Below are 16878 nucleotides of genomic sequence, written 5' to 3' on the forward strand. Positions count from 1 at the left end.
TAAAAAAAATAATAGTCATCCCACATAAATGTTGCCTATGAATCTATGGACGAAAAAAGTAGAATAAAAGCAAGGGATAACCGGTTGTCCTTCTATCATAAGGAGGAAAAGTTCATGAATGAAAAAACACGGGAAGAAATTGCTTTATTTCGCTATGGAATGATTGCGCCTTTATTAAATGGGCAAGTAAAGCCAAAGGACTATTTGGAAGAAATGGAAGGGAAAATTCACAACGTTCCTTATTACGGAGAACGAAAAGTTGCAGCTAAGACCATGCAAGAATGGCATTTGCATTATCGAAGAAATGGATTCGATGCATTAAAACCAAAAAGAAGATCGGATAGAGGAGATGCCAGAAGCTATCACCAGATGATAAGGATCACATCCTAGAAATAAGAAAAGAATCTCTCCACATGCCTGTCAGCGTATTCTATGAACAACTGATCAAACGTGGAGAGATACAAAAAAATCAAGTCTCTTATGCCACTATAAACCGTTTACTAAAAAAATACAAGATGGCAGGTCGAAATATTTGTAGCTTCCATCCAGAAAAAGAGCGAAAAAGATTTGCGCATGATAAAGTGAATGTGTTATGGCAGGCAGATTTGTCGCATGGCCCATTTATACCTATTAATGGGAAAATGAAAAAAACTTTCCTTATCGCATTCATAGATGACTGTTCCAGACTTGTACCATTTGCGCAATTTTTCTCTTCTGAGAAATTTGATGGATTACGAGAAGTAACCAAAGAAGCATTGATACGTAGAGGAAAGCCAACCATCATTTATGCAGATAACGGCAAGATTTATCGTTCGGAAACGTTACAATATGCATGTGCTCAATTAGGGATTACATTAGCTCACACACAGCCATATGACCCTAAAAGCAAAGGGAAAATTGAAGGATCTTCAAAACCATACAAACGCGCTTTTACCCGTTACTTCAAAGTGATCCAGTTCACTCACTAGAAGAATTAAATGAACGCTTTTGGCGGTGGCTCGAGGAAGATTATCATCGCAGACAACATGCATCGCTTGATGGCAAAACACCTCATGAAGTGTTTCAATCACAATTAGATCGTATTCAATTTTTAGAGGACCTTTCCATCTTAGAAACGATTTTCTTAAGACGTGCAGAGAGAAAAGTAAAACAAGATGGGACAATCACGTTAGAAAAGCAATTATATGAAGTTCCCTCTGAATACATTGGTCAGAGGATCGAAGTTCGAATGGATCATCAGCATGTTTATATATTTGAAGATGGGAAAAAGGTAGCTAAAGCGGTTGCCGTTTCCATGCATGACAACGCCCATGTCAAACGTCGACTCTCCCCCCCATTCGCTCTCTCTGAAGAAAAGCAGCAGGAGGGCGAGAAGCATGTATAAAACGTATTATTCCTTGGCTAAGGAACCATTTTCCAAAGATGTAGATGCAACCCATGCGTTTCCATCGAAAAGCTATCAAGAGGCATTGAATGGGCTCGAATATTTACAAAAATCTAAAGGGATTGGTTTAGTCATTGGTGATCCTGGTGCTGGAAAGACATTTACTTTACGTTCATTTAAGCATTCTCTTAACCCTGCATTATATCATGTCGTTTATTTTCCATTATCCACCGGTGGTGTGATGGATTTTTACCGCGGGTTAGCCTATGGACTAGGGGAAGAACCCAAGTTTCGCAAAGTAGATTTGTTTCGACAAATTCAACAAGGGATTGAACGAATGGATCAGGAACGTAAAGTTACGCCCGTTTTTATTCTAGATGAAATGCATATGGCAAAGGATGCTTTTTTACAGGATTTAGCCATTCTTTTCAATTTTCAAATGGATTCATCGAATCCTTTTATTTTGGTCTTAGCTGGTCTACCTCATTTAAAAACACGACTAAATTTGAATCACCATCGCCCATTGGCTCAGCGAGTGATCATGAGGTATCAATTACAAGCACTAAATAAAGAAGATGTTTCTGACTATATCGATCACCAATTAAAGTTGGCGGGAGCTAAGATGCCTATTTTCACAGAGACCGCTTGGAAGCTATCGCTTTACGTTCACAAGGATGGCCACGTGTCATCAACACCTTAGCAACGCATTGCTTATTGTACGGAGCACAATTAAATAAGCAACAAATTGATGAAGATATTGTCCAAATGGCAGCTGAGGAAAATAGTTGGTGATGCGACGAGGCATTATGATATTCGATGTAAAGGACCAAAAATGGAAATTATGGTTTGGGCAACAGTCCTATGACACATTTGAAGGGATGTATTTTGAAATACGCATCTTTAATCACTATCATCGTACCAGTTTAGGAAAAGAGGAAGGATGGTTTGTGACGATGGAGGAAGACGTATCCTTTGATCTTCGTATTTTTGAAGTATATAAGATACGGATTATATCGACAGAATTACTCACATTATTTGATGATGTCCCCCCTTTCTAAGGGGGGGCATTTTTACTAGAAATTCAACTGAAACATTTTGCATAATTATTTTCAACACGGAAATAAAGTGACAATTAAAGCAATTTATTTCAGATTTAGTCCTGATTTATAATGAAAATGACTATCTGTAATAAAGTGATGATTTACAGTATATCAAAGAATTCTTTGATGAATTACGTGAAATGGATCGATTGTATGACCACAGTGCCAAGGAAGTGCAACGGATCATTGATCGATTAATCGAACGCAATTTATCTGACAGTAGTAACCTGGCAGAGGAATGGGCGGAAGTAGCGAAACAATCGGCATACATTCACTGGATCGATCAAATCGAAATAAAATATCCGGAGATTGCCATGATCGCTACAGGAAATTATCAGCATTTAACAGAGGAATTAAAAGAGTTATTACAAAAGAAACAAAGCCTGACGATTGATTTACTGCAAAATCAAATGCATCAAATGATTGCAGAAGTAAAAGCAGACAATCCGAAAGCGGTAAAAGATATGATCTATCAAACAGGGAAAAAGCGTCAGCTCTGGCCTGTTCGTCGTCTAGTAAACGAATTTGCTTTAAACGGATTACTGGATGTCATTCCTGTCTGGTTAGTATCACCTGAGATTGCTTCCGCTATTTTTCCATTAGAAGAAAAAATATTTGATTTGGTCATTTTTGATGAAGCATCACAATGTACCGTCGAAAACGGCATGCCATCAATTTATAGAGGTAACAAAGTGGTCGTAGCGGGAGATGAACAACAGCTTCCACCTTCTTCCCTTTTTAAAGGATCTGTCGATTCGGATGAAGAGGAGGAACAGGAAGAATTTGAAGAATCACAGAGCTTGCTCAATTTAGCAAAACGAATCTTGCCAAGCAGTTTGTTAGAATGGCATTACCGCTCGAAATCAGAAGAGTTGATCAATTTTTCCAACCACGCTTTTTATCACGGCCATATGCAGATTGCACCAAACGTCAATCACCTGCAAGATCCAGCAGCGATTCAATGGCACGAATCGAATGGACGCTGGATCAATCAGCAAAATTCCGTGGAAGCTGAAGACGTTGTAAAGCTGCTGAAGCAGAAATTAATCGAAGATGCATCGAAAACGATTGGCATCATTACCTTTAATGCCAAACAACAAGCAGCCATTGAAGATGCGATCGATCGCCATAGTGAAGAAGATGCAGAGTTTGCTGTGATCTATGACCAGGTCATGAGTCGTGACTTAGATGAACGAATTTTTGTAAAAAATATCGAAAATGTGCAAGGTGATGAACGACATATCATCATTTTCTCGATTGCCTATGCCAAAAATAAAGAAGGAAAAGTCTATAACCGTTTTGGCACACTTGGACAAGAAGGCGGCGAAAACCGTTTGAATGTAGCGGTAACACGTGCCAAACAAGAGATCCATTTAATCGCAAGCATTGAACCGCATGAACTGAATGTCACCAATGCCAAAAATATTGGTCCGAAGCTGTTAAAAGCATATATGGAATACGCACAAGCCGTTTCTGATTTGAAAAAGGACTCTATTGAAGCCACGTTGACGAATCTAAGCGGGGGGGAAGTTAATACACAAACACAAGAAGGCAGCCTGCAATTTGATTCGCCATTTGAAGAAGAGGTATACGAGAAACTAACGGAAATTGGTTACTCTGTTGATACACAAGTAGGTATGTCAGGATATCGAATTGATTTAGCCGTAGTCGATCCAAATGATCCGAGTAAATATGTGTTAGGTATTGAATGTGATGGAGCGATGTATCACAGTTCGCCAGCAGCAAGAGAACGGGATATTTACAGGCAGCGGTTTTTAGAGTCGAAAGGATGGAAAATTGAGAGGGTTTGGAGTCGGAATTGGTGGAAGGATCCGTTTGGGGAGATTGAGCGGATAGATCGGGTTGTTAAGGAATTGAATAGTTAAGCTTTTTGTACTACAGGTTCAAACTGGAGTATTTTGTAATTAAATTCACCATTTAAGGAGAAGGTATCATCGTAACATTACATAATGCTATTTTACAGTGTTTTCGATATTCTGGAAAATCCATGATGATTCAAGAAGTGGAAAGATGTAAGTACTATATTAGAAGATATGACGCATCCTAATCACGGTGGAAACGCCAGCTCCACCGTGCCACATGAATTTAGACGATGTGATGTATATGTAACTTCTGTTATTATTTTATTAAATATGTAGTGAGTGGTAAAAATACTGACAAAGTGATACATAATCACCGTCTCTACCTTTAATAAATACAAATAGTCCTCCATACGTGGACAATTGTCTTTTTTTAGGGGGGGCCCAATGTTTAATGTTTAGTAACAGGTGTACCAATGATGGTGCATCTTTTGCTTTTGTTTCCAAATAAAAAGGTATGAGTACGACAATTATCATACCCATATCTAACATTATAAACATTATTTAGCAAGAACTTTATTAATTTTTAATTGAGCCTCTGTAGTAATTTTCTCAATCTCTTCTTCTTTAGTTAGTGCTTTGTTTAGCGCATTAGAAATCACTTTTGATATTTCTGACCATTCTGGAGATGGTCCACGTGGTAATGCGTATTTCATATTTTCAGAAAATACTTTTTGTATAGAGTCGTTTGTCCAGGTTGAATCATTAGCAACGTCTTTCCGTGGTGGATAATTTCCAATCTCTTTAACAAACGATTCCATCACTTCAGTTTGCGCATAATATTTTATAAACTCTACAGATTCTTCGATGTTTTCTCCATTAATTACTGCTAAGTTTTCTCCTCCAAGCACAGTTGCATGTACTTTATCTTTAGGAATAAAGGCAACACCATATTCAAGTTCGGGTGCTAGGGATTTTAGTTCTGGAATTTGCCAAGATCCATTAATCATCATGGCTGTGTTACCTTCCATGAATTGTTTTAGTAAGTCAGCTTGAGTCCAATTGATAACTTCCTTACTCATAGAGCCATCTGAGATTAAATTACTTAAAAATTGAAAAGATTCAATAGCCTCTGTTGAGTCTAAATCTGTAGGTTTTCCTCCAGCAGAATATAGCCAAGCAAGATATTGAAAGACACCTTCTTCATTTTGAAGTGCAGAGATTCCAATTCCTTTTGTGTTTTCGTTCGTTAATTTCTTGGCTGCAATTCTTAATTCATCGCGTGTCTCTGGTATTGGAACATTTGCGTTTTCCAACATTTCCTTATTGTAAAAGAGGGCTATGCTATTGATAGCAAAAGGTAGTCCGTAGATTTTCTCATTATAAGTAACTGTATTCATAGGAACTTCAAAAAATTGATCAATTCCAGCAATAGTGTTTACTTGTTCTGTTATATCTGCAAATAAACCCATCTCACTAAACTCAGCGTGGTAAGGATTATCAATAATAACTAGGTTGGGCAGTTCACCAGATACCTGAGCGATTATTAATTGTTTTCTCATCTGGGAGAAAGGAATATATTCAGCTGTTATTTCTATCTTGCTGTTACTCTGATTAAAATCATTTATTAGTTTGATAACCTTATTAAACCTTTCAGGTCCTTCATAATAAAACCAAAGTTTTAATTTTGTTTTTTCTGTTGACGTCTTGTCGAAGGTTTGAGTATTCACTAAGTCCTCTTCTTCATTAAAAATCAAATTGGTAATAGACAACCAACTGACTAAAACCAACAAAACGAATAATAATATCCAAGAAATCAGTTTTTTCATAGTTTGCCTCCAATTGATATTTAATAAATACTTTTCCTACTCATAAATTCTCAAAAGTTTTAATTGCAGGATGAAAAGTAACGGAATCAGTAGTTAAATAGCTGGTATTAAAAAAAGGATGACTAAAGTGTTGCATTAAATAAAAACGCTTTCAGTTTTAAAGTAATTCATATTACTTTAGTCTACCATTCTTAGATATTTAGAATATAAAAGCGCTTCAAAGTTAAATAAAATGTAATTATACAATGACTAGTACACATCTTAATTACAAAAATTTAAGAAGGTGGTGAGAAAATAAAAAGTAATACACTTACACTTATTCTAATTCTACACAAAATTATTATAAAGTAAAGAAAACTTCAAAACATAACAGTTAAAGGTTCTACATTGTATTAACTAGTCATTTGTTTGTAAGCGATTCCTTAAAAAGAATGGAGGCAATTGGTCATGAAAAAAGTTTTATTAGGCATCTTTTCGTTAATAGCAATATTTCTGGTATTAAGTGCATGTTCTGGTGATAATGAAAACGCTTCTAGTGATGATAACCAGGATACTGATGTAACAGAAACAGATAATGGTGAAGTGAAGAACATCGAGCTTTGGTATTATTGGGAAAATCCGGGACATCAAAAGAGTTTAGGTGGAATGATTGATGAATATAATGAGTCTCAAGATGAGGTTGTTGTAGAAGCAACGTATATTCCATTCGCAGACTTTAAGAAGCAACTTTCCGTTGGTGCAGGTGCTTCTGAACTACCAGATATCGTAATCCATGATTCGCCGGATATGGCTTCCTATGCAAGTATGGGTATATATGCTGATGTCACAGAAGAAGTAAGTGAATGGGAATTTTACGATCAATACTTTGATGGTCCATTGGAGTCGGCTAAATTAGATGATAAATTGTATGGAGTTCCATTTGGATCTAATGCGTTAGGATTCTACTACAACAAGAAAATGTTAGAAGAAGCTGGCGTTGAAGTTCCAACAACTTGGGAAGAATTAGAAATGGCTGCTGAAGCTTTAACGACTGACAACGTATTTGGAGTTGCTTTTTCATCGGTTCAAAATGAAGAAGGAACATTTAATTTTATGCCTTGGATTTGGTCTGCCGGTGGCGATGCTTATGATATGAATTCAGAAGCTGGCGTTAAATCATTGAATTATGTAAGCGGATTAGTTGATCAAGGATTAATGCCGAAGGAAGTAATTAACTGGACACAAGGTGACGTATTAAATCAATTCATGTCTGGCAACGTTGCAATGATGGTAAACGGTCCTTGGCAAATCCCAACATTAGAAAGCAGCGATCTAGATTTTGAATGGGATGTTACTTTTATTCCAAAAGATAAGGAATTCGCATCTGTATTAGGTGGAGAAAACTTTGGCATTATTGATGGTGAAAATGTTGATGCATCATTAGATTTTGTTAAATTTATGGCAGAAAATACAGAAGAGTATATTAACGATTTTGGTTACATTGCTTCAAGAGCAGATATAGCAGCAACTCAATTTGATGGTGGAGATGTTAATCCAACATACAAAAAATTTGCTGAAATAATGGATGTTGCTAAACCAAGAGGTCCACATCCTCGTTGGCCAGAAATTTCAAACGCAATTTCTTTATCTTTCAATGAAGCAATTACTGGTATAAGTACACCTGAAGAAGCTGCAGAGAAAGCACAGACAGCAATTGATGATGTCTTAAGTGAGTAAAATGTAATGATAAGGGTAATGATCTTTCATTATCCTTATCAATTATGGAGGTAGGAAAGTGAATGGTTCACGTAAAAAATTTTTTCAACATGATAATATAGGATATTTGTTTGTGTTGCCTGCTTTGATCTTTATGGTTGCATTGATTGGATATCCAATAATAAGTAACTTCATTCTTAGCTTTCAAGATGTGACAGCAATGACGATGAATGCAGCTAACAAGGACTTTGTCGGATTTGATAACTACATCAAGTTACTAAATGACGAAGTATTAATAAAGTCAATATTTAATACTATATTGTTTACAGTTGCGTGTATTATTGTCCAGTTTGTCATCGGTTTTGCACTGGCTTTATTTTTTAATAAAAAATTCACCTTTGCTAAACCTATCCGTGGTTTAATGATGGTTTCCTGGATGGTTCCAATCACAATTACTGCATTGATGTATAAGTTCATGTTTTCAACCAATGTAGGGGGGGTTATAAATTATATGTTACAAAGTCTTCATATAATAGATGCTCCAATAGATTGGTTAACTTCACCAGTCTCAGCATTTGTTGCACTAGTTATAGCTAATATTTGGATAGGTATTCCTTTCAATATGATTTTATTATCTACAGGTTTAACAACATTACCTAAAGATGTATATGAGAGTTCATCTATAGATGGGGGGGCAAACAAAATTCAACAATTCTTCAAGATTACGTTGCCAATGTTACGTCCAACAATTGAAGCGGTTTTAATCCTTGGCTTAATTTATACATTTAAAGTATTTGATTTAGTTTATGTTATGACAAAAGGCGGTCCATCAAACTCAACGCAAGTACTATCTACTTATTCATACAAGTTATCTTTTGATTTATTTAAATTTAGTGAGGGTGCAACTGTAGCTAATATTCTTTTTATCATTCTGTTTGTTGTTAGCTTACTTTATATAACCGGTACTCGTAAGGGGGGATGCTTAAGATGGAAAACACAAAAATATTACACAATAAAAGCAAAACCAGCTCAAATAGAGTGAGAAAATTCAAATTATCACCTATGCAAAAAAACATTATTATGTGTTTTTTATCTGTTGGTATAGCTGCAATATTTTTATTTCCCTTGTATTGGATTGTCGTAACATCATTAAAGGCTGAACCAGAAGTGTTTCAAAATCCTCCTACATTTATACCAGAAACCTTAAATTTTAAATCATATACTGAACAATTAAGTGGAGATTTTAACATGTTTCAATCCTTTAAAAATAGTTTTGTAATTGCTACTAGTACTATGCTTCTCTGTGTTGTATTAGCGGTACCTGCTTCATATGGGATTGGACGATATAGATTTAAAGGAAGATCCTTATTCTTATTGATATTTTTGTTAACACAAATGTTGCCTGCATCTGTTATCTTAACTCCTCTATTTATAATATTTAATAATTTAGGATTATTAAATACACAAATTGCTGTTATTTTAGCGGATGCCACGATCGGTATTCCTTTCTCTATTTTAGTATTGATGAATTTCTTTGCTTCAATTCCAAAAGAGTTAGAAGATTCTGCACGGATAGACGGATGTAATCGATTTACGGCATTCTTAAGAGTATTTTTACCAATTGCATATCCAGGGGGTTATTGTTTGTGCAATATTCTCTTTCTTATATGCTTGGGGAGACTTAGTATTCGGTATGACATTTATTCAAGATCAAACAGCAAGGCCAATTACTGCTGGTATATTCAATTTTATGGGTCAATATGGTACATCATGGAGCTATTTAACTGCATTTGCAACAGTCACCATTCTGCCGGTACTGGTTATTTTTATAACTATGCAAAAGTATATAATTAGTGGATTAACCAATGGTGCTGTAAAAGGATAAAAAAGGAATCAAAAAACGATAGAAAAAATTTTTGGGGGAGATAATTATGATAGTTAAAAAAGAAAATGCACTTGTATGGAAATTTGGAAACGAAACACTGATGATAGAACCTTGGTTAGAAAATAGTTTTCGTGTAAGAAGCACAAAGTATCCTCATTTTAATAATGAAAATAATGCGTTAGAAAATATAGTTTCTTCCTCTCCAGATGAGATATCTATTTCTGAAGATGGAACAGGAGAAATAAAAAATGGAAAAATCAAAGCAACTGTTGATATTCGAGGGAAAGTTACCTTTACTAATCAAAAAGGAGAAATTCTATTAGAGGAGTACCAGCGCGTTCGAAATGATGCCTTTGAAGAAGGCATTGTAGCTGAAAAGCTTGAATTATTTAATAGTGCTTTAAATATAAAATCTAGAGAATTCAAACCAATTATAGGTGGAGACTACGCTTTAACAGTGAGATTTGAAGCTAATAAAATTGAAAAAATATTCGGGATGGGTCAATATCAACAAGACTTTCTTGATTTAAAAAATTGTCGTCTTGAATTGGCACATAGAAACTCACAAGCGAGTGTTCCATTTGCATTATCTAACAAAGGATATGGATTCTTGTGGAATAATCCTGCAATTGGAGAAGTTACATTTGGCAAGAACCTTACTGAATGGAAATCTTATTCAACAAAAGAAATAGATTATTGGATTACAGCAGGTGACAACCCAGCTGAGATTGAAGAAAAGTATGCGGATGCTACTGGTAAAGTGCCTATGATGCCGGAATATGGAATGGGTTTTTGGCAAAGTAAGTTACGATATCAGACACAAGAAGAATTATTAGAAGCAGCAAGAGAATACAAAAGAAGAGGATTACCAATCGATGTTATCGTTTGTGACTACTATCATTGGCCACTTGCGGTGATTATAAATTTGATCCTGATTATTGGCCAGATCCAAAAAAGATGGTAGAAGAATTAGAAGAAATGGGAATTAAACTAATGATTTCGATTTGGCCGACGATAGATCAAAATAGTGACAATTACCCTAAAATGCTTGAACGTGGATTACTCGTACAAACAGAACGAGGAGTTCCAATAACAATGGACTTCTTGGGCAACAATGGATTTATGGACCCTACTAATCCAGACACAAGAGAATATATTTGGAATATTATAAAACAAAATTATTATGATAATGGGGGTGCAAATCTATTGGCTAGATGAGGCTGAACCAGAATACACAGTTTATGATTTTGATAACTATCGTTACTATGAAGGAAGCAATTTACAAGTCGGAAATAAGTTTCCAGTTATGTATTCGAAACTATTCTATGATGGTCTAAAAGAAGAAGGGCATACAGATATTGTAAACCTTGTTAGATGTGCTTGGGCTGGATCACAAAAATATGGAGCATTGGTGTGGTCTGGTGATATTGATTCGAGTTTCGAATCATTAAGAAACCAAGTTGCAATTGGCTTGAACATGGCAATTGCGGGGATTCCATGGTGGACCACAGATATTGGTGGATTTCATGGAGGATTAAATACTGATGAGTCATTCCGGGAATGCTTAATTCGTTGGTTCCAATTTGGGGTCTTCTCGCCTGTGTTTAGAATGCATGGGGGGGATCGAGAACCGCATACCTTACCTCTTGCTAAAGAAGGTGGAGGAAGAATGCCTTCAGGTGCTGGAACGGAGGTTTGGGAATATGGGGGGAAGAAGCATATGAGATTCTATCAAAATACATGGTTTTAAGAGAAAATCTTCGTCCTTACATTCGTAAATTAATGGAAAACGCGCATTTAAAAGGATCGCCAATTATTCGTCCGATGTTTTACAATTTTCCTCAAGATAAAGCTGCTTGGGAAGTTGAAGATTCATATATGTTTGGAGATGACTTATTGATTTCTCCAATATTATATGAAGGACAAACAGAAAAAAGAATTTATCTTCCAACTTCAACTAAATGGGTAGATGTATATAGCGGTGAAATCTATGAAGGTGGACAAGAGATTGTTATAACGCTATCTATTAAGAAAATTCCAGTATTTGTTAAAGAAGAAAAAAGGGGGGTGAATTTTTACCGATATTTACAAACATCTAACGTAGAGAGGCTCACACACTGGCATTAGATAACTCATCTCCATGTAGGTATCAATACTATACGGAGGTGAGTTTTTTGAAAAATTATTATCTTAATTAACCGACAAACTAAGAATCATAAATAGTTTTAGATCTCTATGGTATGGCTGATTATAAGAGGGCGAAAAGGTAGCTAAATCTAAAGTAACATTATATTAGTCTACCATTCTTAATAATTTTTAATATAAAACCGTTTACATTAATTATAAAATAAATTTGTACTTATATTTTTAAGAAGGGAGGTATTTAACAAAATGTTGAAAAAAATTAAATGCACAGGAGTGATAAATTTGTACAGAAAGAAATCGAATAAGTTTTTTTCTATTTTTATGATTGTGGTTTTATTATTATCTATGGTTCCAAATAGCATAGTGTTTGCTGAAGCAACACGGAATGCAACTCCTCCAACGGTAGCGCCGAATGATGCTACACTTATTGAAGGCGAAACTGCTACAAGAACAGATGCATGGACTGGAACAGACAGACCGTATTCAGGTACTGGATTTGCTATACTTGATGGGTCTAGGGATAGCTCAAAGATCTCTTATAACATCAATGTTGATTCAGAAGGTGAATATAGTTTTGCATTCAATTATTCTGCTGGTCCTGTAGATGGATGGCCTACAGAACGTTCAATTATTCTAAATGTAAATGGACAAGAGGAGACGCTCTTATTTACTGGAACAAATTCATGGGACGAGTGGGAATACCTTATCAAAAATGTGAATCTTAACACAGGAGATAATACAATATCTCTGACAACAGATGGTTCTACAAATGGAGCTAACATTGATTATTTATATTATTGGAAAGTTGAAAATGAAGAAATAGTTCAATCCATACAATTTAAAAATAGTACGATTAACATCACAAAAGGAGACAATTTTCAATCTATTGTTCAAGCAATATATGATGATAATTCTATCAAAGATTTAAATTTAGAAAAAGTTTCATTTAGTTCAGCTGAGGAGAATATTGCAACAGTTAGTGAAACTGGAAAAATTACTGCAGTTGATGTGGGAAGTACAGAGATTACAGCAGCATATGAAAACTTCAGTGCAACAACAACTGTGGTAGTAGAGGAAACAGGAGTTCCTGCAAATGCAAGAGTTATTCAAGGGGGGGAGTCTGGGACTATTACACATGGCCCTGCAACAGACCAAAATGGATATACTGGTAGTGGGTTTGCGGTAATAAATCACGAACTTGTACCTTCGTCAGCAAGTTACGACATAGAGGTTGGGTCTTCCGGAGAATTCAATATCAATTTACGCTATGCAGCTGGATTTGTAAGCGGTTCATCTGATGATCGAACTGTAGGGCTTTTTGTGAATGGAAGTAAGGTTCGAGATATTGTCTTTGAAGGAACCACACAATGGAATAATTGGCAATTGAATAGACAAGTAGTTTCTCTTAATGAAGGAAAAAACACTGTGATGTTAAAAGTAGAAGCTGCTGGGAATGGAATTGTTTTGGACAAACTAACACTATGGAAAAATGTTAGTGAGCCAGAAGTTTATTCTTATCAATTTGATCAAGAAGAATATCAAGTAAAAGAATCTGCTACGGACCAAGTAACGATGCAGGCAATCAGCACCGACGAAACTATTGAAGATGTAACCGAGGCTCTATATTTAACACCGATGATGAATCCATTGTTAACATAAGTGATTCGGGTTTAATTACGGGAGTGAGCCTGGAGAAACTGTTGTTACAGCAGAGTACAACGGGATTTCTGCAAGTGCAAAAGTTACTGTTGAGAAAGGACTATCTTTATCAGTTGACTTTAATGATACATTAAAACCATATAATCCTAGTATGTTTGGCTATATTTTAACACCAAACTATGATGTTCCTGACAGTAGAATGTCTTTGCTAGGACCTATCATTAATAGAGATACTATTCCAGCTCAAAATTTTCAAGCTGTAGGTGATGGAAATCCAGCTCAATATGCATTTGAAGAGAGTGTTCTTGAACGCAGTTATGAAGCATATACACGAGCTACTGAAAATGGATTAAAATGGTATTTTTTACTAGGTCACCATCCATCATGGACTGCTCCTAACGATAATCCTTGGGGGGGTGGAGCTCCTACAAATCAAGAACGATTTAATCAATATATACAAGATGTACTGCAGTTCTATAAGGATAAAGGTGCCAAAATTGACTTTGCTAATTTAACTAATGAACACTGGACAGGTGAAGAGGAAACTTATAAGGGTCTATGGGAAGCATTAAGAGACGTGTACCCTGAAGATATTCCAACTCTCGGGCCTGGTGGTATTTCTTTTTCCCAGTATGAAGGAGAGAAATTTTGGTTGCCTTATGCGAGTGACAATGATATTACTATTGAAGGTCCAACATGGCATGATTTCTGGTTATCACAAGGATTCGCCAATTATTCAACATTACAAAATTGGGCAGATAAAGTGGAATCATGGCAAGAACAATACCCAGAAACAAATGGTGAGTATGTTGTATGGGAAGAAAATAACTCCGCTACAACGGATGCACATAACTGGGTAAGATCAATGGCTAATGTTGTAAAATCTGATATTACGCACAATATAAAAGGTGTAATTCAAAACCGTAACTGGAATGGGATGAGTGATTTATTACAAACTAATAAAACACTTAATTTCCAACAGAACCCTGCTTATAGAACATCTATGTGGTGGACATATTATATGTTTGGTCAGATGTCAGGAGATGTTGTAAATACTACGACAGAGAATGGTGGAGATGCATTTACTGCAGTCGCAACCAAAGATAATAATCAATCCAAAATCATTGTTGTCAATGAGAATGTAGATGGAACCATCAAAGTAAACTTAGAAAATCAACCTTACAGTGGTGAAAATATTACAGTTGATTTATATAAGATATTGCCTACGGATGATGAAGGGGGGGTTCAATACCCAACATGGCCTCCATCGGATGATGGTTTTTCTGAAGGTGACGATTCTGGAAACGGTGACTCAGAAGATGATGTGACCTTCGTTAATGACTACGTGCATAAAGAAAGTGAAAACAATGGATTAAAATATCAGTATAGTATTGATCTAGATTCTACTGATGATATTAGTTTTGATATTGAAAACGCTGGTGCTAATGATGTCTGGATGGTTGTCGTTAAAAGAACTGCTTCTGAACCAAGTTTCTTCCATCCAATTACACCAGATGATGGAGAGGTAACGCCATCTAAACCAGAGCTTACATGGTCTGAAGCTCAAGGTGCAACTAGTTATACTGTGACTGTATCAGAAAACAAAGATTTATCTGATCCAGTTATTCAAAAAGCGAGCATTACTGATACAAGTTACACTGCCGAGACTGAACTAACGAATGGCAAGAGGTACTATTGGAGTGTTACAGCAGTAAATGAATACGGAAGTAAATCAGTATCATATGATACAAAGTATTCGTTTGTTGTTGGCGATAGCATTGATGTTCCAGGACAATTCGGACCTTATTTGCCTTCACTTAACTTTTCGAATGAATCAGTGACACCTAGATTTATGTGGTCTAGAGCATACCATGCAAAGTCATATAGATTAGTTGTTTCTGAGAATAATGATCTATCTAATCCAGTCATAGATCAATCAGGCATAAATAATTATCTAAGTACTCCACAGTTTGGTCCAGACACTTCTGGTTATTATGATGTAACAGAAGCATTAGACTATGAAACAACATATTATTGGACAGTTTATGCATCTAATGATAGTGGAGAAAGACCTATGAATGGATCTATTCGTAGCTTTAGTACAAAGGCAGAAGGGAATGCACCTACCGCATTTAACCTTTTAGCTCCATCTATAGACTCATCAGATGTGTCAACTAGAGCAGTTCTAACTTGGGAAAAACCAAAAAATGCATTTTTCTATAAACTAGAAGTATCAGAGAACGCTGATATGTCTAATCCAGTAGTGGTCAGAGATCGCATGATCTATAATAAATACACATTTGGTGCTAATGTGCTTAAGCCAGATACCACTTATTATTGGAAAGTTACAGCGTATAACTATGATCTCGAATTCTCAACTGAAGCAACTAACAATGTAATATCGTTCACTACCGAATCTGTAGTTAGTTCACCATTGTTGTATGCGGAACATGCTACTGCTGACAAAGCTAAGTTGTGGTTTAGAGAGTCAAGTGGTGCAACATCTTACAAAATAAAATATGGTACGGCTCCTGGAAAATACACTCAAACGATAACAGATGTAACAGGAAGTCCATATACAGTTGAAGGACTGCCAAATGGTGATTACTACTTTGCTGTCGTAGCAGTTAACCACCATGGAGATAGCTCCATCTGGAATGAGAGGGAACTGTCAATTTCAGGATCTACTGTTACTATCGACAAAACAGGATTAAATACAAAAATTACTGAAGTAATGGATTTACTTGAAGGAATAACAATTGGTCTGGAACCAGGCCAGTATCCAGAAACAGCTGTTGATGAATTTGAATCAGCAATTGATGAAGCTCAATTGGTTTCTGACGATGAAGCTACAACTCAAGTGGCTGTTGATGATGCTTTACAAGCCTTAGAAGAGGCATTAACACTTTTTGAAGATTCTATAATTATAGAAGAAGATAACGAATTAATAATAGGTCAATCAGCAAAAGAAGTAGCAGCAGGGAAGACATATGTTGTTAATGGGAAGAGTGCAAAAGTAATAATGCCAGTTGATTTACCAGCAGGTACAAAGTTGAAAGTAGAATCAAAGGATGTAGAGGAGACGAATCACGAAGGCTTAACACCAGCTGGTGAACAACTAACCTTTACGTTCGAATATCCAGAAGGGTCCACAGAACCAACTGAAAGTTTCACATTAGTATTAGGTTATGACACAGTTGCTGATACAAGTAATGTAGCAATCTATTACTATAATGAAGCAGAGGATAAGTGGGAATACCGTGGTGGTGAAGTAGATGAAGAAAATCAAGTCATTACTTTAGATGTACCACACTTCTCCACATATGGAGTTTTTGCTACAACTGCAGACACACCAAATAAT

13 protein-coding genes and 2 pseudogenes are annotated in these 16878 nt (G+C 35.9%); 13 read left to right on the forward strand and 2 right to left on the reverse strand.

Annotated elements, in window-relative coordinates; genetic code table 11:
• The first annotated feature begins 114 nt into the window (after positions 1–114).
• The 4 genes and pseudogenes from JCM21714_RS16565 (at position 115) to JCM21714_RS16580 (ending at position 4370) form a co-directional block, all read left to right on the forward strand.
• Positions 115–1384: pseudogene (locus JCM21714_RS16565) on the forward strand (DDE-type integrase/transposase/recombinase).
• A pseudogene (locus tag JCM21714_RS16570) lies at positions 1377–2176 on the forward strand (ExeA family protein). The pseudogenes JCM21714_RS16565 and JCM21714_RS16570 overlap by 8 nt, the downstream one beginning before the upstream one ends.
• On the forward strand, positions 2173–2442 hold the full coding sequence (locus tag JCM21714_RS16575; protein WP_235182997.1) for a DUF5348 domain-containing protein: 270 nt from the start codon (positions 2173–2175) through the stop codon (positions 2440–2442). Before JCM21714_RS16570 ends, JCM21714_RS16575 begins: the two are co-directional and overlap by 4 nt.
• A gap of 182 nt (positions 2443–2624) precedes the next feature.
• Positions 2625–4370 carry a PDDEXK-like endonuclease domain-containing protein gene (locus tag JCM21714_RS16580; RefSeq protein ID WP_052000856.1) on the forward strand — a complete coding sequence of 582 codons (1746 nt, stop codon included), beginning with the start codon at positions 2625–2627 and terminating at the stop codon, positions 4368–4370.
• A 261-nt stretch (positions 4371–4631) separates the two neighbouring features.
• Here JCM21714_RS16580 and JCM21714_RS16585 read toward each other — a convergent pair whose 3' ends face one another.
• Positions 4632–4865 (reverse strand): hypothetical protein, encoded by a 234-nt coding sequence (locus JCM21714_RS16585; RefSeq protein WP_035726059.1) that lies wholly within the window; start codon positions 4863–4865, stop codon positions 4632–4634.
• Complete coding sequence (locus JCM21714_RS16590) at positions 4865–6133, reverse strand: ABC transporter substrate-binding protein (RefSeq protein WP_052000857.1); 1269 nt, start codon at positions 6131–6133, stop codon at positions 4865–4867. Before JCM21714_RS16590 ends, JCM21714_RS16585 begins: the two co-directional genes overlap by 1 nt.
• Positions 6134–6580: 447 nt before the next feature.
• Here JCM21714_RS16590 and JCM21714_RS16595 point away from each other — a divergent pair, with 447 nt between their 5' ends.
• The 9 genes from JCM21714_RS16595 to JCM21714_RS16620 all read left to right on the forward strand — a co-directional run.
• Positions 6581–7849 (forward strand): ABC transporter substrate-binding protein, encoded by a 1269-nt coding sequence (locus tag JCM21714_RS16595; RefSeq protein WP_035726061.1) that lies wholly within the window; start codon positions 6581–6583, stop codon positions 7847–7849.
• Positions 7850–7907: 58 nt separating this feature from the next.
• On the forward strand, positions 7908–8870 hold the full coding sequence (locus JCM21714_RS16600; protein WP_235182998.1) for a carbohydrate ABC transporter permease: 963 nt from the start codon (positions 7908–7910) through the stop codon (positions 8868–8870).
• Positions 8816–9682 carry a carbohydrate ABC transporter permease gene (locus tag JCM21714_RS16605; protein ID WP_235182999.1) on the forward strand — a complete coding sequence of 289 codons (867 nt, stop codon included), beginning with the start codon at positions 8816–8818 and terminating at the stop codon, positions 9680–9682. Before JCM21714_RS16600 ends, JCM21714_RS16605 begins: the two co-directional genes overlap by 55 nt.
• A 77-nt stretch (positions 9683–9759) precedes the next feature.
• Positions 9760–10677 carry a TIM-barrel domain-containing protein gene (locus tag JCM21714_RS23270; protein WP_268748385.1) on the forward strand — a complete coding sequence of 306 codons (918 nt, stop codon included), beginning with the start codon at positions 9760–9762 and terminating at the stop codon, positions 10675–10677.
• Entirely contained in the window at positions 10671–10931 is a 261-nt protein-coding gene (locus JCM21714_RS23275; protein ID WP_268748386.1) for a TIM-barrel domain-containing protein, read from the forward strand. Before JCM21714_RS23270 ends, JCM21714_RS23275 begins: the two co-directional genes overlap by 7 nt.
• Positions 10903–11463: a TIM-barrel domain-containing protein gene (locus JCM21714_RS23280; RefSeq protein ID WP_268748387.1), complete on the forward strand. Its 561-nt coding sequence runs from the start codon at positions 10903–10905 to the stop codon at positions 11461–11463. The genes JCM21714_RS23275 and JCM21714_RS23280 overlap by 29 nt, the downstream gene beginning before the upstream one ends.
• Positions 11454–11840, forward strand: a complete 387-nt coding sequence (locus JCM21714_RS23285) for a glycoside hydrolase family 31 family protein (RefSeq protein ID WP_268748388.1) — start codon at positions 11454–11456, stop codon at positions 11838–11840. The genes JCM21714_RS23280 and JCM21714_RS23285 overlap by 10 nt, the downstream gene beginning before the upstream one ends.
• Positions 11841–12140: 300 nt before the next feature.
• A complete protein-coding gene (locus JCM21714_RS16615; protein WP_158413550.1) occupies positions 12141–13517 on the forward strand; it encodes a carbohydrate-binding protein in 1377 nt (458 codons plus the stop codon).
• A gap of 151 nt (positions 13518–13668) precedes the next feature.
• Positions 13669–16878, forward strand: a 3210-nt coding sequence (locus tag JCM21714_RS16620) for a fibronectin type III domain-containing protein (protein WP_148295079.1), incomplete at its 3' end; no start/stop codon positions are given.

Origin of the sequence: Gracilibacillus boraciitolerans JCM 21714 (genome assembly GCF_000521485.1) — a bacterium.
In the GTDB taxonomy this organism is placed as follows: Bacteria; Bacillota; Bacilli; order Bacillales; family Amphibacillaceae; genus Gracilibacillus; species Gracilibacillus boraciitolerans.

Coding starts and splice junctions, on each gene's coding strand:
- JCM21714_RS16580 (WP_052000856.1), top strand. CDS start 2,625: ATGGATCGATTGTATGACCACAGTGCCAAGGAAGTGCAACGGATCATT.
- JCM21714_RS16585 (WP_035726059.1), bottom strand. CDS start 4,865: ATGTTTATAATGTTAGATATGGGTATGATAATTGTCGTACTCATACCT.
- JCM21714_RS16590 (WP_052000857.1), bottom strand. CDS start 6,133: ATGAAAAAACTGATTTCTTGGATATTATTATTCGTTTTGTTGGTTTTA.
- JCM21714_RS16595 (WP_035726061.1), top strand. CDS start 6,581: ATGAAAAAAGTTTTATTAGGCATCTTTTCGTTAATAGCAATATTTCTG.
- JCM21714_RS16605 (WP_235182999.1), top strand. CDS start 8,816: ATGGAAAACACAAAAATATTACACAATAAAAGCAAAACCAGCTCAAAT.
- JCM21714_RS23270 (WP_268748385.1), top strand. CDS start 9,760: ATGATAGTTAAAAAAGAAAATGCACTTGTATGGAAATTTGGAAACGAA.
- JCM21714_RS23275 (WP_268748386.1), top strand. CDS start 10,671: ATGGTAGAAGAATTAGAAGAAATGGGAATTAAACTAATGATTTCGATT.
- JCM21714_RS23280 (WP_268748387.1), top strand. CDS start 10,903: ATGGGGGTGCAAATCTATTGGCTAGATGAGGCTGAACCAGAATACACA.
- JCM21714_RS23285 (WP_268748388.1), top strand. CDS start 11,454: ATGGTTTTAAGAGAAAATCTTCGTCCTTACATTCGTAAATTAATGGAA.